We start from the raw sequence: 26083 nt of genomic DNA on the forward strand, positions 1-26083 counted from the left end.
AGCACGTTCCTGCACGCCGGTGCATGGACGGAGACGCCCTGGATCGAGGCGTCCGCTCGGTGGCGCGGAGAGGCGCCTCCCCTACTCCTTCGCCGCGGAGTCGATGGCCTCCTGTACCACTTCCAGCAGTCCGGCCAGGCCGGGCAGGTCGCCCCACTCCGCGGCGGAGTACTTCCATATGTGGCGCACCCCCGGCGCTTCCGGCCGGCCATGGCAGATCTCCACGGTCCTGGCCCCCTTGCGGTCCGGTCCCTTGACGCAGAGGTGCATATGGCGCACGTGGAAGCGGACGGCGCTGCCGCCGAAGACCTCCAGCACGCGGCCGTCGAAGGAGTAGAGCTGTGTGCCGACCGTGGTCGTGATCTCGCTGTCCATGCGGCGACGCTATCGGCGCCGGCGGCCGGCCGACGGCGGCATGCCACAAAATCTGTCGATCACCTCCGCGGACCGCAAGTAGCCTCCGCGCATGGACGATGAGGTGGATGCCCGTGAGCTCTACAAGGCCTTGTGCGACCACGACGGGGCGGGCGCCCACGACGTGGTCGTCGCGCCGTGGCTCGCCCGGGCCCAGGGCGATTACCGTGCCCTGCTTGCGACTGCAGCCGGAGACGGGGCCTGGTGGTCGGGGGCGGGACCTCGGGGGAGTGAGTACCTGCTGCAAGAGCTCTACGCTCTCAGTCGCGTCAGCGATCTGCTCCTCCTCGCCTTCCAGCCTCCTGCCGACGAGGTGCCCGAGTGGCCGTGGTCCAGCAGGCACGATCCGTTGGACCACGGGCCGGTGCTCTCACAGCACGAGTACCTCGACTTGTTCACCGCGCTGGGCATGACTCCGTTCGACGACACCGTCTTCGACCCGTTCCTCCACGAGATCGTCGATGTCGAGCAAGCCGACGACCCGCACGCCCCGATCCGGATCACCCAGTTCGTCTGGCCGGGCCTGATGCTCGGACAGCTGCTCTTCAGCCGGGCCGGAGTCCGTGTCCGCGCCGGAGTCAACCATGCGCAGCGCGGCGTGGCCGACCGGTCCCCGCTGTACTGGACGCATCTGCGACGTCACCGGCCGACAGTCGACCTGTCGCACGGCTGGGGTCACAATTCGCAGTGGTCCACCGATTTTCGCCTCGACTACCGGACGCCGACATCCCGGCGACTCAATGCGGCGGGAAACGCCGACATCGACGGTTCAGAGGACCTCAGTCCGGATCACCCCAAGAACCTCAGCCCGCAGGAGAGGCTGCTGACCCCCGGCGAGCGACGTGAACTACTGCGCCACCGCTGCCTTCTGCGGGTCCCCGGGGCTGCGGGCGCATTGGCCGAAGCGCCGGGGTGGCAGATGGATCTGTTCCCCTTCGGCTGGCGGCTGCCCGGTTCGGAGCAGTGACGCACCCTCTCCGGGCGAAAGGCCTCAGCGCGCCCGCTGTTCGTACCCCACGAGCCGGACGCAGACGGCGAGCCCCTCGATGGCCTGCTCCAGCTCCGCGAGGCCCGGGTAGCTGGGTGCGATCCGGATGACCGCGTCGCGCGGGTCTTCGCCGTACGGGTGCGTGGCGCCGGCCGGGGTCAGCACGATGCCCGCCTCGGCGGCACGGCGTACGACCTCCTTGGCGCAGCCGTCCGGCACCTCAAGGGTCACGAAGTACCCGCCCTTGGGCGAGGTCCAGGTCGCGAGGCCGGTCCTGCCGAGCCGGGCGTCCAGGATCCGTGCGACCGACTCGAACTTGGGCTGCAGAAGGGCGCGTTGGCGCTCCATGTGGGCCCGCACCCCGTCGGCGTCCCGGAGGAACAGGACGTGCCGCAGCTGGTTGACCTTGTCGGGGCCGATCGATCGCTTGGCGTTGTTGCCGAGCAGCCACTGCACGTTGGCGGGCGACGAGCCGAAGAAGGCGACGCCCGCGCCCGCCGCTGTGATCTTCGAGGTGGAGCCGAACACGAAAGCCCGGTCCGGGTTCCCGGCCTCGGTGCAGGCGGCGAGCAGGTCGGCGATCTCGACGGGCTCGTCGGTGAGGTGGTGGGCGGCGTAGGCGTTGTCCCAGAAGATCCGGAAGTCGGGAGCGGCGGTGCTCATCGAGGCGAGCCGCGCCACGGTCGCGTCGCTGTAGCAGACGCCGTCCGGGTTGCTGTACTTCGGTACGCACCAGATGCCCTTGATCGCCGGGTCCTCGGCGACGAGCCGCTCCACGGCCTCCATGTCCGGTCCCTCGGCGGTCATCGGCACCTGGATCATGTCGATCCCGAACCGCTCGCAGAGCGCGAAGTGCCGGTCGTAGCCGGGTACCGGGCACAGGAACGCGATCCGCTCCTGCTCCACCCAGCGAGCCCCGGCGCCGGGCAGCCTGCTCAGCAGGGCGTGCACCAGGCAGTCATGCATCAGCTCAAGGCTGGAGTTACCGGCCGCGAGCAGCTGCCCGGCCGGCACCTGCAGCACCCCGGCGAAGATCTCCCGGAGTTCGGGCAGCCCCTGCAGCCCGCCGTAGTTGCGCACGTCCGTGCCGTCGGCCGAGGTGTGCCGCCCCCCGGGCAGGCTCAGCAGGTCCTCGGAGAGGTCGAGCTGCTCCGGTGCCGGCTTGCCCCTGGTGAGGTCGAGCGAGAGCCCGAGTCCCGCGAGGTCCCGGTAGTCCTGGCGGGCCCGCTCAAGGAGCCCGCTCAGGGTGTCGGGGCTCAGCTCGGTGGTCATGGTGGTTCCTCTCGCAGGTGCCGCATCGATGAGGTGGCGCCTGCCGAGAATACAAACCGGCGCGGGGGACCAACGGCCCGGGAGCCGGGAGCCGGGAGCCGGGAGCCGGGAGCCGGGAGGCCGAGCCGGGACTGTGCGGGCGTGGGGTCCGGCCTGTCGCACGGAGTCGCTGATCTCCAGGCCCCGTGCGTAACCGGACCCGGCCCGCTCCACAGGGGCCACCGGAGATGACTCCGTCGCGCCGAGAGCCTCATCTCCAGCCGGCCCGACGGCCGGCGGAATCGCGCAGGTCGGCGCGGCGGGCGGCCCCTCGTCGACAAACTTTGCCATCATGACATCTGCTCTCCGAGCCGGAAAGCGAATGAACGTGTGGACCGCACGGGTGTGAAACATGATCGACTCCGCCGGTTCACGGCGATGGTCTTGCCCCGCTGTGTGACGGGGCTTACGTTCTCCTCTACGCACGTGTCTACGGGCGTAGAAACGCGTAGAGGCTCTCTGACGCCACGTCGAAGGAGCAGCTCATGTCCCAAGTCGTACGCGCCGCACTTGTCCAGGCGACCTGGACCGGCGACACCGAATCGATGATCGCCAAGCATGAGGAGCATGCGCGCGAGGCCGCCCGCCGGGGCGCGAAGATCATCGGCTTCCAGGAGGTGTTCAACGCCCCCTACTTCTGCCAGGTGCAGGAACCGGAGCACTACCGCTGGGCCGAGGCCGTCCCGGACGGGCCGACCGTCCGGCGGATGCAGGAACTCGCCCGTGAGACCGGCATGGTGATCGTCGTGCCGGTCTTCGAGATCGAGCAGTCCGGCTTCTACTTCAACACCGCCGCCGTCATCGACGCCGACGGTTCTTATCTAGGCAAGTACCGCAAGCATCACATCCCGCAGGTCAAGGGGTTCTGGGAGAAGTACTACTTCAAGCCCGGAAACGTCGGCTGGCCCGTCTTCGACACCGCCGTCGGCAAGGTCGGTGTCTATATCTGCTATGACCGGCACTTCCCGGAGGGATGGCGCCAACTGGGTCTCAACGGGGCTCAGTTGGTGTACAATCCGTCCGCCACCTCGCGCGGCCTCTCCAGTTATCTCTGGCAGCTGGAACAGCCCGCGTCCGCCGTCGCCAACGAGTACTTCGTCGCCGCGATCAACCGCGTCGGCCAGGAGGAGTACGGCGACAACGACTTCTACGGAACCAGCTACTTCGTCGACCCGCGCGGTCAGTTCGTCGGCGAGGTCGCCAGCGACAAGGAGGAGGAACTCCTCGTCCGGGACCTCGACTTCGGGCTCATCGAAGAGGTCCGCCAGCAGTGGGCGTTCTACCGGGACCGCCGACCCGACGCGTACGAAGGACTGGTCGAGCCGTGAGCAGCCTGCACCAACGCCATCTCGCCGTCAGCCCCGACTGGCTGGCGCTCTACTACAAGAACCCCCTGGAGATCACCCACGGCGAGGGCCGCCATGTCTGGGACGCCGACGGCAGGCGCTACCTCGACTTCTTCGGCGGCATCCTCACGACCATGACCGCCCACGCCCTGCCCGAGGTGACCAAGGCGGTCAGTGAGCAGGCCGGGCGGATCATCCACTCCTCCACGCTCTACCTCAACCGGCCGATGGTCGAGCTGGCCGAGCGCATCGCCACGCTCTCCGGCATCCCGGACGCCCGGGTCTTCTTCACCACCTCCGGTACCGAGGCCAACGACACTGCCCTGCTGCTCGCCACCACGTACCGCAGGTCGAACCAGATCCTCGCGATGCGCAACAGCTACCACGGCAGATCCTTCTCCGCGGTCTCCATCACCGGTAACAGCGCCTGGTCGCCCACGAATCTGTCGCCGCTGCAGACGCTGTACGTGCACGGCGGCGTCCGCACCCGGGGGCCGTACGCGCACCTCAGCGACGCGGAGTTCATCGCGGCCTGCGTCGCCGACCTGGAGGACCTGCTCGGCCACACCCGCGAGCCCGCCGCCCTGATCGCCGAACCCATCCAGGGCGTCGGCGGGTTCACCTCACCGCCGGACGGCCTGTACGCGGCCTTCCGCCGGGTCCTCGACCGCCACGGCATCCTGTGGATCTCCGACGAGGTGCAGACCGGCTGGGGCCGCTCCGGCGAACACTTCTGGGGCTGGCAGGCGCACGGCGAGAACGGGCCGCCGGACATCCTCACCTTTGCCAAGGGCATCGGCAACGGCATGTCGATCGGCGGTGTCGTGGCCCGCGCCGACGTCATGAACTGCCTCGACGCCAACTCCATTTCGACCTTCGGCGGCTCCCCGGTCACCATGGCGGCCGGCCTCGCCAACCTCTCGTACCTCCTCGAACACGATCTGCAGGGCAACGCCCGGCGAGTGGGCGGACTGCTGATCGAGCGGCTGCGTGCGATCGGCGCGGCCTCGGAGTGTGTACGGGAGGTACGCGGCCGGGGACTGATGATCGGCATCGAGCTGGTGAAGCCCGGCACCGACGAGGCGAACCCGGAGGCGGCCGCCGCCGTACTCGAAGCGGCCCGGGAGGGCGGCCTGCTGATCGGCAAGGGCGGCGGCCACAACACCAGCGTGCTGCGGATCGCACCGCCGCTCTCGCTGACCATCCCGGAGGCGGAGGAGGGCGCGGAGATCCTGGACGAGGCTCTTCGATCGGTGGAATGAGAAGCGGCGGATGAGCGACGGGGGTGTGGTCGGCGGCCGGTGCGCGGCTGTGTAGCTTGGCCGCCATCACACCCCCGTGCAGCCATCGCACCCCAGTGTCCGCCCAGGAGCACCACCATGCCCGAGAACACTCTCCCTCTCCCGTCCACCGCCAGGCCCGGCGCATCGGCGGCCGACACCGATGCCGTCTGGGCCGTCCTCACCGGAATGTACGAGGCGTACGACGTCGGCGACCGGGCGAGGATCGACCAGGCACTCGACCCCCGGGCGACCGTCTGGGACTCCGCCGCCGACCCGCTCCTGCTCGGCAAACCCGACCTGGACCGGATCCGCGACGCCCGCCCGGCAGCCGGTGAGGGACCGGCGGAGACCGGCCTCACCGCGTACGACCGCACCATCGACGTCTTCGGCGACATCGCCGTCCTGCGCTACTGGCTGCGCGTCGACTTCGCACCGTCCCCGGACGGCACCCGAGGCCGCCCCGAGCTCATCCGGAACACCGTGATCCTGCACCGGGCCGGGGAAACCTGGCGGATCGTCCACCTCCACGAGGACGTGCGGCAGCCGGGCCCCGTCGGCTGACTCGGCCAAGACCCAGCGCTGCGCACGGGCGGACCCTGCGCACCGTGCGCAGCGCACAGCCGCCGGCCGCGCCCCGTCGATAGCGTCACGCCAATTCCCTCGAGAAAGCCGGGAGGCGGCATGACTTACCGGGTGGCCATGGACATCGGTGGCACATTCACCGATGTCGTCGCGTACGACGAGACGCGCGGCACCTTCGACGCGGCGAAGACCCCCACCACGCCGGGAGACCTCGCCGAGGGCGTCTTCTCCTCGCTGGGCCGGGCGGTCGACGACCCCGCCGACATCTCCTTCTTCGTCCACGGCACCACCCAGGGCCTGAACGCCCTGCTGGAACGCAAGGGCGCCCGCGTCCTGCTGCTCGCCTCGGCCGGGCTGCGCGACGTCTACCAGATCGCCCGCGGCAACCGGGACCGCATGTTCGACCTGCACTACCGCAAGCCCGTCCCGCTCGTGGACCGGCATGCCACCGCCGAGGCGGGCGGCCGTTTCGACTCGCGCGGCACCGAGCTGGTCCCGCTCGACGAGGACGCTGTACGGGCCGCGGCCCGCCGCGCCCGCGACGAGGGCTTCGACGCCATCGCTGTCGCGCTGCTGTTCTCCTACGTCAACCCCGCCCATGAACTGCGGGCCGGCGAGATCCTCGCCGAGGAGCTCGGCGACGACGTGATGATCGTGCTCTCCCATCAGGTGGCGCGCGAATGGCGCGAGTACGAACGCACCTCGTCCGCAGTCCTGGAGGCGTACACCGGTCCGGTCGTACGCCGCTACCTCGGCCGGATCGAGGACCGCTTCGCCGCACACGGGCTGACCGTTCCCGTACAGGTCATGCAGTCCTCCGGCGGCGTCGTCAACGCCTCCTTCGCCCGTCGCCACCCCCTCCAGACCCTGCTGTCCGGACCGGTCGGCGGCACCATGGGCGGCGTCGCGGCCTCCGCGCTGCTGGGCAGGCCGAACGCGATCTGCGTCGACATGGGCGGCACCTCCTTCGACGTGTCGCTCGTCCTCGGCGGGCGGCCCAATGTCTCCAACGAGGGCGCAGCCGACGGCTTCCCCGTCCTCATGCCGCTCGTCGACCTGCACACCATCGGTGCGGGCGGCGGCTCCATCGCCTACGCCGAGGCGGGCGGACTGCGCGTCGGCCCCGAATCGGCGGGCGCGGTACCCGGACCCGCCTGCTACGGGCGCGGCGGCACCCGGGCCACCGTCACCGACGCCAACACCGTTCTCGGCCGCGTCGACCCCGACTGGTTCGCCGGCGGGCACATGACCCTGGACACCGAAGCGGCCCACCGCGCCGTCGCGGAACTCGCCGGCGTCATCGGCCTCGACCCCATCGAGCTGGCCGGCGGCATCTGCGACGTCGCCAACGCCAAGATGGCCCAGGCGATCCGCACCCTCACCGTCGAACACGGCCTGGAGCCTCGCGAGTTCGTGCTTCTCGCCTTCGGTGGCGCCGGACCCATGCACGCCGTGGAGATCGCCCGTGAACTCGGCATCGAGGAGGTCGTCGTACCGCGCTTCCCCGGCGCGTTCTCCGCCTGGGGCATGCTCGGCACCGAGGTCCGCCGCGACCTCACGCTCCAGTTCTTCACCCCGGGCGCCGACCTCGACGGCGCGGCCATGGCGCACGCCCTCGCCGGATTGCAGGCCGAGGGCTTCGACGCCCTCGCCGAACAGGGCGTACCGGCGGCCGGGCACCGTATCGAGCATGCCGTCGACATGCGGTACGAAGGCCAGGACTACACCCTGACCGTGCCGCTGTCCGGCCCCGCCGAGCCCGTCGCCGAAGGTTTCCTCGCCTCGGTCGCCGAACGCTTCGCCCGGCTCCACGAACGCCGCTACGGCCACGCGACCCCCGAGGCGCCCGTCGAGTTCGTCACCCTGCGCACCACCGCGCTCGGCGGACTTCCCGAACTCGCCGCCGTCCCGTACGCCGCAGCACCGGGCGAAGCCCCCGAAGTCCCTGTCAAGCCTGTCGTCTTCGGTGGCGCCGCGCACGACACCTCGGTGCTGCGCCGTGAACACCTCGCCCCCGGGCGGCACATCCCCGGCCCCGCCGTCATCGTCGAGGCCACCTCCACCACCGTCGTCCCGCCGGACGCCACGGTCACCGTGGACGACAACGGATTCCTCGTCATCAAGCTCGGAGGCGTCGCATGACCAGTACGGCCCAGGTCGCCATCGACCCGATCACCCCGGTCGCCATCGACCCCGTCACCACGGAGATCATCCGCTGCGCGCTGCTCCAGGCAGCCGAGGACATGAACACCACCCTGATCCGGTCCTCGTACACACCGACCATCTACGAGGCCAAGGACTGCGCCGTCGCGCTCCTGGACCGCGACCACCATGTCCTCGGCCAGTCCTCCGGCCTGCCCATCTTCCTGGGCAACCTGGAGGAGTGCACCCGCGCCACGGAGCAGATGTACGGCGCCGGGGTCTGGCGGCCCGGCGACGTCTGGGTGCTCAACGACTCCTACATCGGCGGCACGCATCTCAACGACGTCACCGTCTACGCGCCGATCTTCGTCGGCGCCGAACTCGTCGGCTTCGCCGCCTCCCGCGCGCACTGGATCGACATGGGGTCCAAGGACCCGGGCGGCTCCATGGACTCCACGACGATCTATCAGGAGGGCCTGCGCATGGGTCCGTTGAAGATCTACGAGAACGGCGAACCGTGCGTGCTCGTCCATGATCTGATCTCGCGTCAGGTTCGCTTTCCGTACCCCACCCTCGGCGACATGCGCGCCCAGGTGGCCTGCGCCCGCACCGGTGCGCGACGGCTCGCGGAGATCGTGGGGCGGTGGGGCATGGAGACCGTGCTCGCCGCCCGTGACGCGATCTTCGCCCAGACCGAACGGCTGGAGCGCCAGGAGATCGCCGCGATCACCGACGGTGTCTACGAGGCCACGGGGCATCTCGACAACGACGGCATCGACCTCGGTACACCGCTGCATGTCACCGTCCGCGTCACCATCGACGGCGACCGCATGACGATGGACGTCACCGACTGCGCAGACCAGGCCACCGGACCTGTCAACTGCGGTGCCGCGCAGACCGTCGCGGCCTGCAGGGTCGGCTACAAGCTGCTCGTCAGCGGCGAAGTCCCGCTCAACGGTGGCTCGTTCAAGCCGCTCGATGTGCTGACCCGGCCCGGCACCATGCTCGCCGCCGTCGAACCGGCCGCCTGCCAGTACTACTACTCGCACCTCGGTCTGGTCATCGACCTGGTCGTCAAGGCGCTCGCCCCGGCCGTCCCGGACCGCGCCGCGGCGGCGAGCTACGGCGACTCGATGATCGTCCAGTTCACCGGCACCGATCCGCGCAGCGGAAAGCTCTTCGTCTCCCAGGAGGCGACGGTCGGCGGCTGGGGCGCCTGGGAGGCATCCGACGGCGAGTCCTGCCTGATCAACAATGTCAACGGCTCGCTGCGCGACATGCCGGTCGAGGTGCTGGAGACCCTCTTCCCGGTGCGCGTCGAGGAGTACGCGCTGCGCCCCGACTCCGCCGGTGCGGGGCGCATGCGCGGGGGCAACGGTGTGGTGCGCCAGTACCGGTTCGCCGCCGACCAGCAGCTGTCCCTGTGGTGGGAGCGCTCGGTCACCCCGGCCTGGGGCGTCTTCGGCGGCACGGCTGGTGCACCGCCGCAGGTCACGCTCAACCCGGGTTGTGACGGCGAGCGTTCACTGCTGAAGGTCAACGCGCTGACCGTGCGCGAGGGTGATGTGCTGCGCTGCGAGAGCGGTGGCGGCGGCGGATTCGGCCCCGCGGGGGAGCGGTCCGCCGAGGCGGTGGCCGAGGACGTGCGGCAGGGGCTGCTGACGGCGGGGCATGCGGCGGCCTTCTACGGAGCCTGACGGACGGATCTCCGCAGCCGCATCCCTGCCGCTGCGCGAGGCCGGCACGGGCCGGGTGGCGCGGAGGCGGCGTGCCGCGGCGCGCCGGTGTTCCGAGGGCCACAGCGCCGACGCGACCCGCCCGGCGACCCGCCGCCCTGCTCATCCGGCCTCCGGTATCCGCCGCAGCGCTCGCGGGCGCGGAGAGGCGTCGGGTGATCGACGGCGCCCCGGCCGAGGCACGGGAGTGGTTGACGCGCGAGATCCTGCGCAGCAGCCGGTAACCCCGCAGGCACGGCGGCCGGTGAGCCGCTCAGTGCTCGCCGTCGCCGTCCCCGGACAGCAGCACCCGGCACGCCAGGTGGAGCGCCAGTCGCTGTGACGCATCGTCAGGATCGAAGCCCAGTGCGCGGATACGCTCCAGCCGGGCGGCCACCGTGTTGCGGTGCACCCCGAGCACCTCGGCCGCCGCCGTCGGCGCCGCGCCCGCGTCGAGGACGACCGCCAGCGTACGCAGCAGGGTGCCGTCCCGGTCCGCTTCGATCAGTGGCGCGAGCACCACCTCCGCAGGGCCGCGCAGCAAGTCGGTCGGTACGGCGGACAGGAGTTGGGCCGCGCCCATCCGGTCCCCGCGCACCACGCTGCCCGGATCCCCGGCGGCCGCGACCCCGGCCGCCGCGCACGCGTCGGCGAGGACCGGGCCGAGGGAGGACAACGAGGCCGCTGTGCCCGCGACCCCGCCCGCGGCCGGCACATAGGCGGCCAGAGCACAGAGGGCGTCGGCCAGATGCCGGTCCGCGTCGTCGAGCGGGTCCGCGCCGTCCGCCGGGGTCACCGACTGCCAGGCCACCCAGCAACCCTGGTACGCGACCAGCGGCCCACCCGGACCCGCCGCCGCCCACACCGCGCGCAGCGCAGGGCCGGGGTCGGGGCCGCCTGTGCCCGCGACGGGGCGCAGCGCGTACGCGACGAGCGGGCCACGGGCCGGCCAGCCCAGCGCCGCCGCCTCGGCACGCTCGTCCGCTCCCGGCCCCGCCCCGGGCCCCTCGTCGCCCGAAGCCCCGGCATCCGCCTCCAGCAGCCGGTGCAGCAGCAACTCCGCGCGGTGGCCGGTCCGTTCGTCATCCAGGCGGCGCACCGCGCACCACGCCGTGAGCGGAGCGACCGCGAGGCGGAGCACATCCCGGACCGTCTCTCCCCACCCCATGACGCGCGAGCCCGACCGGGCGAGCAGGGCGCCCAGCGAGCCGCCGTCGCCGTCCGGGACCTCCACCCGGACGGTGAGCGCACCGCCCTCCGCCGAGAGCGCGGCCCGTCGCCCCGCCAGCACCTCACCGGTCGGCCCGGTCAGCGCCACCGCCGTGGACGGCAGTACCGCGTGCAGCGCGGACAGAACCCGCCCGGCGTGCGGTCCGGCGTCGGCGAGCGCCCGGGCCGCCTGCGCCATCAGCGCGGTCCGCCCGGCGTCCGGGCGGGCGACGGCGGAGGCGATCCGGACGGCGGCGTCCAGCGCGTCCTCGTCGATCACCAGCAGCGGCACCCCGAGCCGGTCGGCGAGCGCCCCCACCGAACCCGGCCGGCCCGCCGACTCGGTGACCACGACACAGGCCGCAGCGTGCTCCCACGCCTTGCGCAGCGCCATCTCCACGGTCCAGCCCGCGGCGGCCACCCGGCCGGTCAGTACGACCGCCGTGTGTGGTTCGAGGGTGTCGAGCGCCGTCGTACGGTCCACGATGCGCACCGACCGCACCTCGGTGTCCCGGCCGCTCGCCCCGGACATCCGGACCCCGGCGAGCCGTCCCTGCTGGACGAGTTCCGCGACGGTGAGCGCGCCCTCGCGGACCGGGCGGCCGGATGGTCGGTTCACCATGCGTCCTCCTGTGTGCCGTGCGGATCGACCGCGCCCGCATGGGCCAGCCGACGGCCCTCGGGTGTGTGCCAGGCGGGCGCGGCGGGGATGACCACCACTTCGACCTCCACGCCCGGCACCGCCCGCTCCACGTCCACCACGCGCCGGTCGGCGGAGGCCGACAGGATCAGGATCTGGTCCGGGGCCGCGGCGACCGGCGCCCCGTCCGCCAGCGCCAGCAGCACCTCGTTGTGCGCCTCCAGACGGAAGTGGCGGCCGAGCCCCTCCGTCTCGGTGACCAGCACGCTCGTCGGGCGCGACGGCAGCGCGGGCCACGGGGATGCCTCAGGGCCGGCGAGCCGGCTGTACGGTTCCGGCGCCCCGTAGCCGTACTCGTCCGCCGGGTGCTCCACGGCCGTGATCCGGCCCCGGCACAGCCGTCGCAGCGACCAGGGTGCGAACAGATCGCGGGGCGCCGCCGTGCCCGCGCGGATCGCCCTGCTCACCGTGCCCGGCACCACACAACCGGCCAGGACCTCGCCCGGCATCGCGTAGCAGACGGCCACTGCCCAGCCGCCCGCCGCCGGAACCAGCGGCCGCACCAGGTCCTCCACGCGTCCGCCCGCGGACTCCACCACGACCACATCGCCCGAAGGGGTCGCCAGCGCGAGCGGTGCCGCGGCCACTCCGGCCAGTGTGAACGTCGACTGTTCCAGCAGCGGCAGCACCCGCCCGCAACCGTCGCCGTCGACCAGCGGGAGCCCGCAGTCCGCCGCGGCGGCCACCGAAAGCAGGGCGTTCTCCGCAGCCGTGTTCAGCGCGACGACCGCGTCCGCCCGGGCGCCGAGCAGCCGTTCCAGGGCACGCACCGCCCGAACCGTCTCCGCACCCGTCGGCAGCTGCTCGGCGAGGGCCGCCGATGAGCCGACCAGGGTGACGGTCACGCAGAGCCGCAGCCCGCTCAGCTCGTCGGGGGCCAGCAGCCGCACCGGCCCGTGCGCGGCCACCGACGCCCGCGCCCAGTCCAGCGCCACCCGGAATGCCGACTCCGCCGTGCCCGCCGCCAGCACCAGCGCCCCGGCCGCCAGCCGCTCCAGCACGGCCGCGTCCACCCGGAGCGATACGTCGCTCATGACATCGCTCCCGCGGGTGCGCCCACGGCCCGGACCCTGATGCGGTGCACCCCGCCCGGCAGATACGAGACGGGCGTGTGGACCGCACGTGCCACCCGGGCCCCGCCCGGCGCCGCACCCGCCGACACGACCCGCGCCAGGGCCTGGTCACGGGCCAGCCCGATGAGCCGGTCCAGTTCCGCCCGGCCCGGTGCGACCACCACCTGCTCCAGCTCCACCCGGGTGTCCGCGCGCGCCGCACCGTACGCCGCCGCCGCGATCGCATCAGGGGCACCGCCGAAGTGCGGGGCCGCGCCGCCCGCGTACAGCACCGTGCTGCCCGGCGAGCGCTCCAGCATCCCGGCCACCAGCGCGTCGACCCGGGGCCGTGCGTCGGCGGGCAGCTCCTCGCCGCCGAACGGCAGGGTGTCCAGACGGGGCCTGCCCACATCCATCCAGAGCCCGCCGGGCCCCGGGCCGGCGTCCCCCGCCTCCAGCTCGCCGTCCGTGACCGTCGAGCAGCGGATCGAGGAACCGGCCGCGTCCACCACGACCGCCCGCTCGGCGCCGGCCCGCAGCGCGGCGCCGCGCAGGGCGCAGGCCGTGGCGGAGACCGTGGCGATCACCGGGTAACGGCGGACGTACTCGGCGGAGACGAGACCGGCGTCGTCCCGGGCGAAGAACAGCGGGGCGGTGATGCCACGGGCGCGCAGTGCTCGTTCGGCGGTGGTGGTCAGATGCTCGGCCCAGTGGCCGAGCGCGGCATTGGCGGCCGCGGCGTTCTCGCGCTCACGCAGACCGGGGGAGCCGATCTCGTACGAGAGGGTGATGTGCGCACCGGGCAGGTGGCGGGCGATCACGGAGGCCGCGGTCAGTTCCGGTTCCGGGCGGGCGGGCGAACCGGCCGCGCACAGTGCGAACGAGGTGATCGAGGCAGCCGCTGCGTCCCGGGCGAACGCCTCGACCCCGGCCCGGTCCAGCGGCGCGAGCGGCCGGCCGGTGAGCGAGGACCCGCCAGCGACCACGCGGGTCAGCCCGCCCGGGTGCGGGGACGGGCCGAGCGCGGGATGGCTGGGAGGCGATATGCGCAGCACGGCCACGGGCGACGGGGTGTAGGGCGTGCGGTCGAGATCGGTCGTGAGACAGACGACCTCGATACGCTCGTACGGGGCGTTCGTGAGGGGAGCCAGCGCGTCGAGGACATCGCGCAGCGAACGGTCGAGGGAGGCCGACGAGTCGACCACGGCGTGGGCCGACGTGGCGCCGCCGGGGCCGACAAGAACGGCGACCGTCGTTGTACGCCCTACGTCCACACCGAGTCTCACCTGCATCATCCTGCCATCAGGCCCTGGGGCGCCGCGCTGTGGAAACCGCCCGCCGGGCTGGTACGAGGAGACCTATTCCAGGTCCCGGCCCTCCGTCTCGGGCAGCGGAGCGGCGAAGAGCAGCGCCACCACCAGGAAGGCCGTGATGAACAGGATGGTCGTCGAGAACCCGGTCGCCTGCGCCAGGAGGAAGCCGACCACCGAAGGGGCGAGGGACGTGGCGACCAGCTGGGCGGCGGTGGCCCAGGAGTACCCCGTTCCGCGCAGCGCGGTCGGGAAGAACTCACCGTTCCAGGTGTTCCACACGCCCCAGGCGCCGAGGCTGAAGAAGGAGAGCGCGAAGTTCGTGATGTACAGCTCCGTCATCGAGCCGGAGTAGGCGAAGAGGATTCCGCTGACCGCGGCGAGCGCGACGTAGGGCAGAAAGACCTTCTTGCGGCCGAAGCGTCCGGTCAGCAGTGACGCGGACACATAGCCGGGGATCATGAACAGCGCGCTGAGGGCGACGAAGCCGAGGCTTGCCGACATGCTCAGGCCCTTGTCCTGGAGCAATGTCGGCAGCCAGGTCTGCAGACCCCAGTATCCCCAGTTGAAGGTGAAGTTCACGACGAGCATCAGCAGCGTGATCCGCAGCAGCCTGCCGCGCAGAAGCTCCGCCGGGCGCCCGGCCCGCTCGGGGGCGACGACCTCGAAGCGGGTGCCGGCGGGGACGTCGGCACCCAGCCTGCGCAGCACGGCCGCCGCGTCGTCATGCCGGTTCTGCGCGGCCAGCCAGTACGGGGACTCCGGCACCCAGGCGCGGATCGCGAACACCCAGAGCCCGGCCAGGGCCGAGGCGATGGCCACCACATGCCAGCCCAGGCCGGCCAGCAGCTGCGTCACGCCGACCGCGGCCAGCACACCGATCGGCCAGCCGATCGACAGATAGACCGCGGCCCGGCCACGCATCCGGGACGGCAGCAGTTCCAGGAAGTACGGGAAGGTGACCGTGTAGATCCCGGCGAGCGCCAGACCCGACAGCACCCGGGTGACCAGCAGGACCGTGAAGTTCGGCGAGAAGGCACTGGCCAGCGCGATGACTCCGTACGCGGACAGGCTCCACAGACACACCGCGCGCCGGCCGATCCGGTCCGAGACCGGCCCCCAGACCAGCGCACCCGGAATCATGCCGAGCGCGACGGCGGAGAGCACCCAGCCGATCCGGCCCGCGTCGATGGAGAACGCGTCACCGAGATCGTCGGAGACATAGACAAGGGCGAGCTGCTCCCACGACTCGATGACGAAGGCCATGAACAAGGCCAGCGCCGCCAGGACATGGGCGCGGCCGAACGGCATGGCCTCGAAGTAGGAGCCGACGGGGCGGAGCCCGGCGGCCTCGACCTTGCCCGGCCCCGGTTCCAGGGGTTCTCCGGTTGCACCGGAACGTGCAGTTGTCGCGCTCACCGGCTGTCCTCCAGGCTTTCGTACCGACCGACTCGCCACTCAGTGGGTGGGGATGGCGGCACAGTAGACAGGCCCGGGAGCGGGAACCTGTGCGCAGCGCACAGTGGATTGGGGGGCCGCTGTGCTGTGTGCCCCGGCGGCCTGTGGAGGCCGCACCGGCGGGAACTGCCACGGTAACCCGGCGCGGGAGCGGCATGGCCGGGGCCGGTTTCCGGCATATGCGTGTTGCGGCCGGGCCCCGGTCGGTGAGGCCGGGGCCCGGCCGGTCGGTCAGCCCCGGTGGCCGGTGGGGCGGGAGAGGTCCAGGGTGCGGACCGGGTCGAGCTCGCCGTAGTACGCGAGGTGCTGGTAGCGCACATCGGTGACGGTCAGCGCGGCCTCGGCGACGCCCTGGCGCACGGTGGCCCTGAAGCGCACCGAGCCGTCCTTCTTCGTGGTGCCGGTCAGCTTCCGGACCCTGCCGCCGGCCGTCAGCTGGGCCGTGACCTTCGCGCCCTTCACGGGCTTGCCCTGCGCGGTCTTCACCACACCGTTCGCGGTGATCTTCCAGGCCGCGTCGGAGCCGGGCCGCCCCAGCAGCTCGGTGTCGGCCTCCAACGAGGTGACGGCGAGCTGCGACGGCGGGTCGGGCTGGCCGACGGCGACCTGGTCGACGGTCCAGAAGGCGCTGTTCGTACCGGTGTAGCGGAAACTCAGCCGGGCCGACTTCGCGCCCGCCGGGACAGCGAGCTCAAGGCGCTCGACGGTGTTGGCGTCGCTCCGGTACGACTTCACGAGCTGCGGGGCGCCACCGTCGTACGCCACATACACATCGCCGGTCTGCGGACCGTCGACGCGATAGTCCGTGGCGTACGAGACGGTCGCCTTCGCCGTCCCGTTCAGCTTGTACGCCGGGCTGACCAGGGTGGAGTCGAACTGTCCGGCGTCGTGTGTCTTGTCGTCCCACTCGTCGGAGTCGGCGACCGCGAACACATTGCGGGCGCGGACGTTCGTCTCGCGGCCCTGGCCGCGCTCGGCGTTGGTCCAGAACTCGTCGGTGGCGAAGGACCAGCCGCGCCACTCGGTGACACCACCGGCCGGCATCTTCGAGTTGTCGATGGACCAGCCATCGGGCGCGGTGTTCGTCCACCCCTTGGCGTCGGCCGGGAGCCCGGTCTCGTCGACGGGCGTACGGAGCGAGCCGCGCAGCGCGTCGAAGGCGTCCGGCTTCAGCTCGGCGAGCGAGGTGCCGTCGAGGTTCCAGGCGGGGTCGGTGGCGACGCCCTCGTGGCGCAGGACGGTGGGCGCGATGTCGGTGATCTTGACGTCGTCGCGTACCGAACCGGGCTCGATGCCCTTGCCCCGGGCGATCACGAACGTGCCGCGCTCCAGCGGGGTGTTGCCGCCGTGGCCGCCGGTGGGGGTGTGGCCGTGGTCGGCGGTGACGACGACCAGCCAGTCCTCATCGGCGTACGTCGGCCGCGAGGTCACGGCGTCGAGCAGCCGGCCGACCTGTGCGTCGGCGGTGTTCAGGGCCTTGAGGTAGGCATCGCTCGCGGAGCCGGAGCTGTGACCGGCGCCGTCGACCTCGTCGAGGTGGACGAACGTGGAGTCGGGGTTGCCGTGCGCGAGGTAGTCCTCGGCCTTCGCGGTGGTGCCCTCGTCGTTGCCGCCCGCGATCCGCAGATCGGTCTTCGCGCCGAAGACGATCTGCGGGATCGGGCTCCAGGTGCCGACGACCAGGGTGGACGTGGCCGGGTCGGCGGTCTCCAGCCGGGTCGCGTAGTCCGGGTACTGGCCGTAGTCGGGGGCAGTGAAGTTGTTGTCCTTCACATTGTGCTTGTCGGGCCAGACGCCTGTGGCGATGGACGACCAGCCGGCACCGGAGACGGTCGGGGCCATCGGGTTGGCGTACAGGTTGCTTCGTGCGGTCAGGCCCTTGGCCATCAGCTGCTCGATGTGCGGTACGTCGGCACGGGAGAAGGCGTCGAAGGTGGCGCCGTCGATACCGATGACCAGGGTCTTGGCCTGCTTGGTACCGGACGGCAGACCGGCGTACGGGGCAGCGGCTGCGGCCGCGGACCCCTGGGCGTGGGCGGCTGTGGTGGCCGGCGGCAGTGCGACGGCGGTGACGGTGGCGGCGGCCAGCATCGTACGCGCGGAGCGCGACAGGGACACGTGATCCTCCCGGATCGGTCGGTGGACACCGGACATCGGGGGCGTCCGGCGATGCGTCCGAGACTTGCCGTCGGTGGTGATCGGACCACGCCGCGTACGGGACGAGCGCATGAACCGCACTCAACATTTGGACCAGACCAGTCATCATTCTGTTATCTTTCGGTGTCGCTATCATCGGCCGATGAACTACCGGCGCCTCCTCTATTTCCTCGCCGTCGTCGAGGCCGGGACCATCACCTCCGCCGCTGCCACCCTCCATGTCGCCCAGCCGGGACTGAGCCGTCAGCTCAAGACGCTGGAGCGCGAGGTCCGGATGACGCTCTTCGAGCCGCGCGGCAACCGGCTGGCGCTGACCGCCTCCGGACGCGCCTTCGTCCCCCTCGCCCGTCGGGTCATCGCGGAGACCCGCCAGATGGAGGCCGCGGTCGAGGGGCTCCGCTCCGGGCGGGTCGCGCAGTTGACGGTCGCCGCGACGGCGGCAACCATCCGGGGCTTCCTCGCGCCGTTCATCGCCACGACGGGTCCGGGTGATCCGCCGCTGATCACCCGGCAGGCCGGCCACTTCGCGCTCAACGACGAACTCCTGGACGAGGCGGACTTCATCGTGTCCCCGACGCCGATGGTCGAGGGTTTCGAGACCGTCGACCTCGGCGGCACCGCGCTGAAGGCGCATGTCGCCCCCGGTCACCCCTGGGCCGAGGAGGGCCGCACGGAGATCGGCCTCGCCGAGATCTGCGGCGACCGGCTGTTCGCCCACTCGCGCTCGAGCGTCAGCCGCGCCGTACTCGACAACGCCCTCGGCGCGGCACATCTCGCACCCGAGCGGCTCACCGAATGCGAGGACGGCCCGACCGTGGAGGCACTCGCGGTGGCAGGGCACGGGATCGGGGTCAGCACGGATCTGCCGCGTTACGGGGCGCATGCGCTGTGGATCACGGCGGAAGGGGCCGGGCGCAGGGAGGTGCTTCAGGTGCCACTCCATGTGGCCTGGCTGCCGGGGCACTTCGCGGCCGACACCATTCGCGCGACGGCGGTGCGGCTGCGGGACTTTCTCGTGGGACAGGGGGACGCCGTGATCCCGGCGCCCCCGCGGCCCTGACGGTTCCGCGGAAGCGCGCGGATTCGCGGTGCCGTCTGCGGGCGAGGACGAGGTGCGAACTCCTGCCGCGTGGTGGGGGAGCCGAAGCCGATGCTGTATGCGCCGACCCTTGCCGAAGCGGCGCGTACGCGACCGCCTTCCGCTCACCGCTGCCGCGGGTGGCCCACGCGGCGAAGACCCTTGTCGACCTGTCGCGGTGCGACGCGAAGCTCTCGTAGTTGTCTCTGCCGTGCCTTGCCCGGCGCGGTGCCGGGACCGCCCCGACTGGGCCCCGTCCACGGCCCGGACCGGTTCCGTGCCGCCCGGCAGATTCCCTCGCCCGGTGGCCACGTCGTACGCCACCTGGCTTTCATGCTCAATGGTTATGGTCGAGTTGCTATTTGTGTATTGGACGGCATGACCGATGGCTTCCGATACTGAGGGACCCGCCGAGCGCATCCGTATCCGCAGTTGCGCCGCACCTCCCCGAAGGACCCGTCCGTGACCGTCATGTCACCCGCTTCCGCACGCCCCGGCGCCGGCTCCGCCCGCACCCGTTCCGCCGGTCACGCCATCGTCGAGTCCCTTGCCCTGCACGGGGTCCGGCGTGTCTTCGCCGTCCCCGGCGAGAGCTACCTCGACCTCCTCGACGGACTGCACGACTCCGACATCACCACCGTCGTCTGCCGCCACGAGGGCGGTGCCGCCTACATGGCGGAGGCGCACGGAAAGCTCACCGGTGAGCCCGGCGTCGCCATGGTCACCCGCGGCCCCGGCGCCGCCAACGCCTATGTGGCCGTCCACGCCGCCTGGCAGGACGCCACACCGCTCGTTCTGTTCGTCGGCCTGATCCCGAGCGACCACCGCGACCGTGAGGCCTTCCAGGACTTCGACCCGCGTGCCTGGTTCGGTACGCAGGCCAAGCGCGTCCTCCTCCTCGACCAGCCGGAGCGCGCCTCCGAACTGGTCGCCGAGGCCTTCTTCGCCGCCCGTTCGGGCCGTCCCGGGCCGGTCGTCGTCGGGCTGCCCGAGGACATCATCACCCGCCCCGCACCGCCGGAGCTCCACCCGGTCGTCCCGGTGACGGACGGCGGCGTCGCCCCCGCCGAACTCGACGCGCTGCGCGAGCTGTTCGTCCGCGCCGAACGTCCGCTCATCCTCACCGGCGGCCCCCGCTGGACGCCCGGCGCCGCCGCCCGGCTCACCGCCTTCGCCGAGCGCCACCGCATTCCGGTCGCCCAGGACTGGCGGGCCTCCGACCGGGTTCCCTTCGACTCGCCGGTCAACACAGGACAGTTGGGATACGGGCGGCTCGACTCGCTGGCCCGCCGGGTCGAGGAAGCCGATCTGCTGCTCTGCGTCGGCGGCGTACTGACCGACGTGCCCAGCGACGGCTACACGCTGCGCCAGTCCCCGTCGTGCACCACCGTCGTCGCCAACATCGATGTCACCCTGCGCGGTCGCAGCGGCGCCCTCACCCGGCAGATACTCGCAGCCCCCGGCACCTTCACCGAAGCCCTGGCCGGCCTCGACCTGACCGGTCACCCCGACTGGACGCAGTGGACCGCCGAGGCCCGCGAGGAGCAGGCCCGGCACGCCGCACTGCCCGCCGAGGCCCGCACCGGCGCCGGGCTCCCGGCGACCGCACCCGGCACCGCCCACATGACGAGCGTCGTCGCCGAACTCGTCGAACGGCTCCCCGACGACGCCGTCTACACCTTCGGCGCCGGCAACCACTGCATCTGGGCCCAGCGTTATCTGCCGACCCGGGTCTTCCCGAGTCAGCTCAGCATGCGCAACGGCTCCATGGGATACAGCGTCCCGGCCGCCCTCGCCGCCTCACTGGAGAGCCCCGGCAGGCTGACCGTCGCCATCGCGGGCGACGGCGAATTCCTGATGAATGGTCAGGAGATCGCCACGGCAGTGCAGTACGGTGCGGCCTTTCTCGTGATCCTGATGGACAACCGGCAGTACGGAACGATCCGCGAGCACCAGGAACGCCACTATCCGGGCCGGATCAGCGGCACCCAGCTCGCCAACCCCGACTTCGCCGCCTACGCGCGTGCCTTCGGCGCCCACGGTGAGACCGTCACCGCCGACGACCAGGCGGCCGGGGCCGTCGAGCGTGCGCTCAAGGCCGTGACGGACGAGCGCAGGCCAGCCGTCATCCACGTCGTCGTCGACCAGAACATTCCCCTGCCGTAAGGGAGTACACGCCATGACCACCACTCAGTACGCCATCGTCGACCCGGCCACCGGAGCGACGGTCCGGCACTACCCGCAGGCCACCGACGTATCGATCGCCCAGGCCCTGGCCGCCTCCGCCGCCGCGCAGACCGACTGGCGCGGGCGCCCCGTCGAGGACCGGGCCGCCCTGCTGCACCGCGTCGCCGATCTGCACGCCGAACGCAGGGACGACCTGGCCGCCCTGATCACTCAGGAGATGGGCAAGCCCGTCACACAGGCCGGGATCGAGATCGACATCGTCGTGTCGATCTACCGCTACTACGCCGACAACGGCGCCGCCTTCCTCGCCGACGAGGAACTGGCCGTCGTCGCGGGCGGCACCGCCGTCGTCCGCAAGGAGGCGGTCGGGCCGCTCCTGGGGATCATGCCGTGGAACTACCCCTACTACCAGGTCGCCCGGTTCGCGGCACCCAATCTGATGCTGGGCAACACGATCCTGCTCAAGCACGCCCCCCAGTGCCCCGCGTCCGCGCTCGCCATGGAGCAGATCTTCCGTGACGCGGGCCTGCCCGAGGGCGCGTACATCAACCTCTTCGCCTCCGACGAGCAGGTGGCAGACGTCATCGCGGACCCGCGGGTGCAGGGCGTCTCGCTGACCGGCTCCGAGCGGGCGGGGGCCGCGGTCGCCGAGATCGCCGGAAGGCACCTGAAGAAGGTCGTACTGGAGCTCGGCGGCTCCGACCCCTTCCTCGTGCTCGGCGGTGCCGACCTGACCCGCGCCGTCCAGCAGGCCTTCATCGGCCGGTTCGGCAATGCGGGCCAGGCCTGCAACGCCGCCAAGCGCATCATCGTCCTCGACGAGCAACACGACGCGTTCGTCGAGCAGTTCACCGCCGCGGTGCGGACGGTCGAGCCCGGCGACCCCACCGACCCCGCCACCTTCCTGGGCCCGCTCTCCTCCGTCGCCGCCGTCGAGGGTCTCGCCGCCCAGGTCGACGACGCGGTGGCACACGGCGCGACGGTCCTCACCGGAGGCCACCGCATCGACCGACCCGGCGCCTGGTACGAGCCGACGGTCCTCACCGGGGTGACCGACCGGATGCGCGCCTTCCACGAGGAACTGTTCGGCCCCGTCGCGCTCATCCACCGAGTGGCCGACGAGGAAGAGGCGATCGCGCTCGCCAACAACAGCCCGTACGGCCTCGGCGCGGTCGTCCAGTGCGACGACGAGGAGCAAGCGCTGCGAATCGCCGACCGCCTGGAAGCCGGGATGGTGTACATCAACGACGCCCCCGGCACCGCTGCCGAGCTCCCCTTCGGAGGCATCAAGCGGTCCGGGATCGGCCGTGAACTCGGCAGGTACGGCATGGACGAGTTCGCCAACAGGAAGCTGATCCGCGTCAAACGCTAGCCAGGGCCCCTCGAACGTCACCCGTCGCCGTCGGCGGCGCACGTACGCGACGCGGCGCGGCACCGCTCCCCACCCGGGAACGGCGCCGCGCCGCGTCGTGCTGTGGGCCGGTGGAGTGCCAGGCGGGTGAAACAGAAACGTCTTCAGCGGTTAGCCGCAGCGGTATTGCCACAGTGGGTAACCCACTTCTACGTTCTTCACCACGCACCATGTCTACGTGCGTAGACCCATTCCGCCAGAGTGAGGAGGGGTACATGAGCCGCACCGTCATCCACGGTGGTCTCGTCATCACCGCGTCCGACGAAATCCATGCCGACGTACTCATCGAGGGCGGCCGCATCGCCGCACTCGCGGCGCACGGCACCGACGCGGCCGAGAGCTGGAGCGCCGACCGGAGGATCGACGCCACCGGCAAATACGTCATCCCCGGCGGTGTCGACGCGCATACGCACATGGAGATGCCGTTCGGCGGCACCTACGCCGCCGACACCTTCGAGACCGGCACCCGCGCGGCCGCCTGGGGCGGCACGACCACGATCGTCGACTTCGCCATCCAGTCCGTGGGCCGCGCGGTCCGCGAAGGGCTCGATGCCTGGTACGCGAAGGCCGACGGCAACTGTGCCATCGACTACGCCTTCCACATGATCCTCTCCGATGTGAACGAGTCGTCGCTCAAGGAGATGGACCTGCTGGTGTCGGAGGGCGTCACCTCCTTCAAGGGTTTCATTGGCTCGCGTGACCAGAGATCTTCACGGCGACTCGGAGACCTAGTGGGTGCGGACGCCGCGTGCACCCGTGTCGCGGGGTGAACGACGCAAGGCGTAGCGGCGTGGGTTGCTGGCGTCGTACTGGCTTCTGCCGCCGACCGGTACACCGCCTTCATTGCGGCGTTCCGGTCGGCGGCCTTCCGAGTCCCGCATTGCGAGGGGAAGGGATTTCTCAGACATGACTCGAACTCTCATTACCGGTGGCCTTGTGATTACTGCTGCCGAAGAGTTGCACGCGGATGTTCTGATCGAGAACGGCCGTGTCGTGGCGATGGCGACCACGGGTAGCCAGGACTGGACTGCCGATCGCGTGATTGATGCCTCCCAGAAGTATGTGATCCCGGGTGGGGTCGACGCGCACACGCACATGGAGCTGCCGTTCGGTGGAACCTTCGCGTCGGACACGTTCGAGACCGGGACGCGAGCCGCAGCCTGGGGTGGGACGACGACGATCATTGATTTCGCGGTGCAGTCACAAGGGCATTCGCTCCGGGCGGGATTGGACGCCTGGTACGCCAAGGCCGATGGAAAATGCGCGATCGATTACGCATTCCACATGATCGTGTCGGACGTCAATGAACACACACTCAAGGAAATGGACGGACTCGTCGAAGAAGGCGTTAGTTCGTTCAAATTGTTTATGGCGTATCCGGAGGTCTTCTATTCGGATGACGGGCAGATCCTGCGTGCCATGCAGCGGGCCTCCGGCAACGGCGGGCTGATCATGATGCACGCTGAGAACGGCATCGCGATCGACGTCCTCATCGAACAGGCCCTGGCGCGCGGGGAGACCGACCCCCGCCACCACGGCGAGGTCCGCAAGGTCCTCCTGGAGGCCGAGGCCACCCACCGTGCCATCCAGCTCGCCCGGGTGGCCGGCTCCCCGCTCTACGTGGTCCACGTCTCGGCCGAGGAGGCCGTGGCCGAGCTGGCCGCCGCCCGGGACAAGGGGCTGCCCGTCTTCGGGGAGACCTGCCCGCAGTACCTGTTCCTCTCCACCGACAACCTGGAGGAGCCCGACTTCGAGGGCGCGAAGTACGTCTGCTCCACCCCCCTGCGCCCCAGGGAGCACCAGGCGGCGTTGTGGCGGGGGCTGCGGACCAACGACCTTCAGGTGGTCTCCACCGATCACTGCCCGTTCTGCTTCCGCGGTCAGAAGGAGCTGGGACGCGGGGACTTCTCGAAGATCCCGAACGGGCTGCCGGGGGTGGAGAACCGTATGGACCTCCTCCACCAGGCCGTCCTGGACGGTCACCTCACCCGCCGCCGCTGGATCGAGATCGCCTGCGCGACCCCGGCCCGGATGTTCGGCCTCTACCCGAAGAAGGGCACCATCGCGCCGGGTTCCGACGCCGACATCGTCCTCTACGATCCGCACGCCGAGCAGGTCATCTCCGCCGAGACCCATCACATGAACGTGGACTACTCGGCGTATGAAGGAAAGCGCATCACCGGCCGGGTAGAAACGGTTCTCTCGCGCGGTGAAGTCGTCATCGACGGAAGGAAGTTCACCGGTCGGGCCGGTCACGGAATGTACACCCCGCGCGCCACCTGTCAGTACCTGGACTAGGAGCACCCGTCATGGACTTCGGACTCGTCCTCCAGACCGACCCGCCCGCCTCGGCCGTCGTCGGCCTGATGCGCCGCGCCGAGCGCAACGGCTTCCGCTACGGCTGGACCTTCGACTCGGCGGTGCTCTGGCAGGAGCCGTTCGTCATCTACAGCCAGATTCTCGAACACACCGAACACCTCGTCGTCGGTCCCATGGTCACCAACCCGGGCACCCGCACCTGGGAGGTCACCGCCTCCACCTTCGCCACCCTCAACGACATGTTCGGCAACCGGACCGTCTGCGGCATCGGGCGCGGCGACTCGGCGATGCGCGTCGCGGGACGCAAGCCCAACACCCTGGCCCGGCTGGGAGAGGCCATCGAAGTGATCCGCGACCTCGCCGAGGGCCGTGAGGCAACTGTCGACGGCAAGGCGCTGCGGATCCCGTGGATCAAGGACGGGAAGCTGCCCGTCTGGATGGCCGCGTACGGCCCCAAAGCGCTGGCCCTGGCCGGGCAGAAGGCCGACGGGTTCATCCTCCAGCTTGCCGACCTCTACCTCACCGAGTGGATGGTCAAGTCGGTCCGCGAGGCCGCCGCCGCTGCCGGCCGGGACCCGGATGCCATCACCATCTGCGTGGCGGCCCCCGCTTACGTCGGTGAGGACTTGGAGCACGCCCGCGACCAGTGCCGCTGGTTCGGCGGTATGGTCGGCAACCACGTCGCCGACCTGGTTTCCCGCTACGGCGAGCACTCCTCGATGGTCCCCGAGGAGCTCACCGAGTACGTCAAGTCCCGCCAGGGCTACGACTACAGCCACCACGGCCGCGCCGGGAACCCGTCCGCCGACTTCGTCCCCGACGAGATCGTCGACCGCTTCTGCCTCCTGGGCCCCGCCGAGGCCCACATCGAGAAACTCCAGCACCTGAGGGACCTCGGCGTCGACCAGTTCGCCGTCTACAACATGCACGACGCCCGGGAGACGACCATCGACGCGTACGGCTCCCACGTCATCCCGTCGTTCAGCTGACTCTCGCCGGGGGCGCGGGGCCGACTAGGGAGTCGGCCCCAAGGGCCGCCCCGTAAATGATCTCCGAGTCGAGAGAACCGAGGGGTGAGAATCCCCTCGGCTACTCGGCAGTCGACGTCGATGAACGCCTTCTCTCCGGAGCCGGGCAGCAACGGGGTGCGCGCAGCCGGTTCACCGAGGAACCTTCTGTGGACAGCGTGGAGTTGCAGGGCATGACCATGGGTGAAGGAGCGGAGGAAGGTGCCCAGGGTGGACGGGGCGCGGACCCTCGGAACACAGTCGGCATAGCAGCGTGGCGCAGCACGTCGAGGTCGTCGATGCTGTCCGCGCCTGCGGCCATGCCGCCCACGATGCTGGTGACCTTGGCGTCCGCTGCCGCACCCGCACCGTTCTTTGCCCGGGTCAGCTTCACTTTCTCCGTCACCAGCCGGG

At 71.0% G+C, this 26083-nt stretch carries 18 protein-coding genes and 1 pseudogene; 12 read left to right on the forward strand and 7 right to left on the reverse strand.

From position 1 onward, the window contains the following. Nucleotides 1-81 precede the first annotated feature (81 nt). Complete coding sequence (locus ACFVYE_RS04855; RefSeq protein ID WP_383959065.1) at nt 82-375, reverse strand: hypothetical protein; 294 nt, start codon at nt 373-375, stop codon at nt 82-84. A gap of 91 nt (nt 376-466) precedes the next feature. On the opposite strand from ACFVYE_RS04855, the gene ACFVYE_RS04860 reads away from it, so the two are divergent. Beyond that, entirely contained in the window at nt 467-1381 is a 915-nt protein-coding gene (locus ACFVYE_RS04860; protein WP_383959063.1) for a hypothetical protein, read from the forward strand. Nucleotides 1382-1405: 24 nt separating this feature from the next. Here the strand turns inward: ACFVYE_RS04860 and ACFVYE_RS04865 are convergent, their stop codons facing one another. Continuing rightward, a complete protein-coding gene (locus ACFVYE_RS04865) occupies nt 1406-2674 on the reverse strand; it encodes an aminotransferase class I/II-fold pyridoxal phosphate-dependent enzyme (protein ID WP_383959062.1) in 1269 nt (422 codons plus the stop codon). Nucleotides 2675-3198: 524 nt separating this feature from the next. On the opposite strand from ACFVYE_RS04865, the gene ACFVYE_RS04870 reads away from it, so the two are divergent. The 5 genes from ACFVYE_RS04870 (at nt 3199) to ACFVYE_RS04890 (ending at nt 9763) form a co-directional block, all read left to right on the forward strand. Then, nucleotides 3199-4041, forward strand: a complete 843-nt coding sequence (locus ACFVYE_RS04870) for a nitrilase-related carbon-nitrogen hydrolase (protein ID WP_383959060.1) — start codon at nt 3199-3201, stop codon at nt 4039-4041. After that, nucleotides 4038-5321, forward strand: coding sequence for an aspartate aminotransferase family protein (locus tag ACFVYE_RS04875; RefSeq protein WP_383959058.1), 1284 nt, complete (start codon nt 4038-4040; stop codon nt 5319-5321). The genes ACFVYE_RS04870 and ACFVYE_RS04875 overlap by 4 nt, the downstream gene beginning before the upstream one ends. 117 nt (nt 5322-5438) lie before the next feature. Then, a complete protein-coding gene (locus ACFVYE_RS04880; RefSeq protein ID WP_383959056.1) occupies nt 5439-5903 on the forward strand; it encodes a nuclear transport factor 2 family protein in 465 nt (154 codons plus the stop codon). Between the two features lie 120 nt (nt 5904-6023). Beyond that, entirely contained in the window at nt 6024-8066 is a 2043-nt protein-coding gene (locus ACFVYE_RS04885) for a hydantoinase/oxoprolinase family protein (RefSeq protein ID WP_389604086.1), read from the forward strand. Continuing rightward, on the forward strand, nt 8063-9763 hold the full coding sequence (locus tag ACFVYE_RS04890) for a hydantoinase B/oxoprolinase family protein (RefSeq protein ID WP_383959052.1): 1701 nt from the start codon (nt 8063-8065) through the stop codon (nt 9761-9763). Before ACFVYE_RS04885 ends, ACFVYE_RS04890 begins: the two co-directional genes overlap by 4 nt. Before the next feature lie 292 nt (nt 9764-10055). Here the strand turns inward: ACFVYE_RS04890 and ACFVYE_RS04895 are convergent, their stop codons facing one another. From ACFVYE_RS04895 to ACFVYE_RS04915, 5 genes are all read right to left on the reverse strand, one after another. Beyond that, nucleotides 10056-11612 carry a helix-turn-helix domain-containing protein gene (locus tag ACFVYE_RS04895; RefSeq protein ID WP_383959050.1) on the reverse strand — a complete coding sequence of 519 codons (1557 nt, stop codon included), beginning with the start codon at nt 11610-11612 and terminating at the stop codon, nt 10056-10058. After that, nucleotides 11606-12724: a DUF917 domain-containing protein gene (locus ACFVYE_RS04900; protein WP_383959049.1), complete on the reverse strand. Its 1119-nt coding sequence runs from the start codon at nt 12722-12724 to the stop codon at nt 11606-11608. Before ACFVYE_RS04900 ends, ACFVYE_RS04895 begins: the two co-directional genes overlap by 7 nt. Next, entirely contained in the window at nt 12721-14028 is a 1308-nt protein-coding gene (locus ACFVYE_RS04905) for a hydantoinase/oxoprolinase family protein (RefSeq protein ID WP_383959047.1), read from the reverse strand. Before ACFVYE_RS04905 ends, ACFVYE_RS04900 begins: the two co-directional genes overlap by 4 nt. A gap of 72 nt (nt 14029-14100) precedes the next feature. Next, nucleotides 14101-15471, reverse strand: a complete 1371-nt coding sequence (locus tag ACFVYE_RS04910; RefSeq protein WP_383959045.1) for an MFS transporter — start codon at nt 15469-15471, stop codon at nt 14101-14103. Nucleotides 15472-15741: 270 nt separating this feature from the next. Continuing rightward, nucleotides 15742-17628: an alkaline phosphatase family protein gene (locus tag ACFVYE_RS04915; RefSeq protein WP_389604089.1), complete on the reverse strand. Its 1887-nt coding sequence runs from the start codon at nt 17626-17628 to the stop codon at nt 15742-15744. A gap of 181 nt (nt 17629-17809) precedes the next feature. Between ACFVYE_RS04915 and ACFVYE_RS04920 the strand changes: the two genes are divergently transcribed. The 6 genes and pseudogenes from ACFVYE_RS04920 (at nt 17810) to ACFVYE_RS04945 (ending at nt 25651) form a co-directional block, all read left to right on the forward strand. Next, a complete protein-coding gene (locus tag ACFVYE_RS04920) occupies nt 17810-18727 on the forward strand; it encodes a LysR family transcriptional regulator (RefSeq protein WP_383959041.1) in 918 nt (305 codons plus the stop codon). A 489-nt stretch (nt 18728-19216) separates the two neighbouring features. Further along, nucleotides 19217-20911, forward strand: coding sequence for a thiamine pyrophosphate-dependent enzyme (locus tag ACFVYE_RS04925; RefSeq protein WP_383959159.1), 1695 nt, complete (start codon nt 19217-19219; stop codon nt 20909-20911). Between the two features lie 13 nt (nt 20912-20924). Next, nucleotides 20925-22304 (forward strand): NAD-dependent succinate-semialdehyde dehydrogenase, encoded by a 1380-nt coding sequence (locus ACFVYE_RS04930; RefSeq protein ID WP_383959039.1) that lies wholly within the window; start codon nt 20925-20927, stop codon nt 22302-22304. 254 nt (nt 22305-22558) lie between these two features. Beyond that, nucleotides 22559-23032: pseudogene (locus ACFVYE_RS04935) on the forward strand (amidohydrolase family protein); the annotation flags it as partial. 217 nt (nt 23033-23249) lie between these two features. Next, complete coding sequence (hydA, locus tag ACFVYE_RS04940) at nt 23250-24641, forward strand: dihydropyrimidinase (protein ID WP_389604092.1); 1392 nt, start codon at nt 23250-23252, stop codon at nt 24639-24641. Between the two features lie 11 nt (nt 24642-24652). After that, complete coding sequence (locus ACFVYE_RS04945; protein WP_389604094.1) at nt 24653-25651, forward strand: TIGR03842 family LLM class F420-dependent oxidoreductase; 999 nt, start codon at nt 24653-24655, stop codon at nt 25649-25651. Nucleotides 25652-26083 lie beyond the last annotated feature (432 nt).

It is taken from the genome of Streptomyces sp. NPDC058239, assembly GCF_042882185.1.
Taxonomy (GTDB): Bacteria; Actinomycetota; Actinomycetes; order Streptomycetales; family Streptomycetaceae; genus Streptomyces.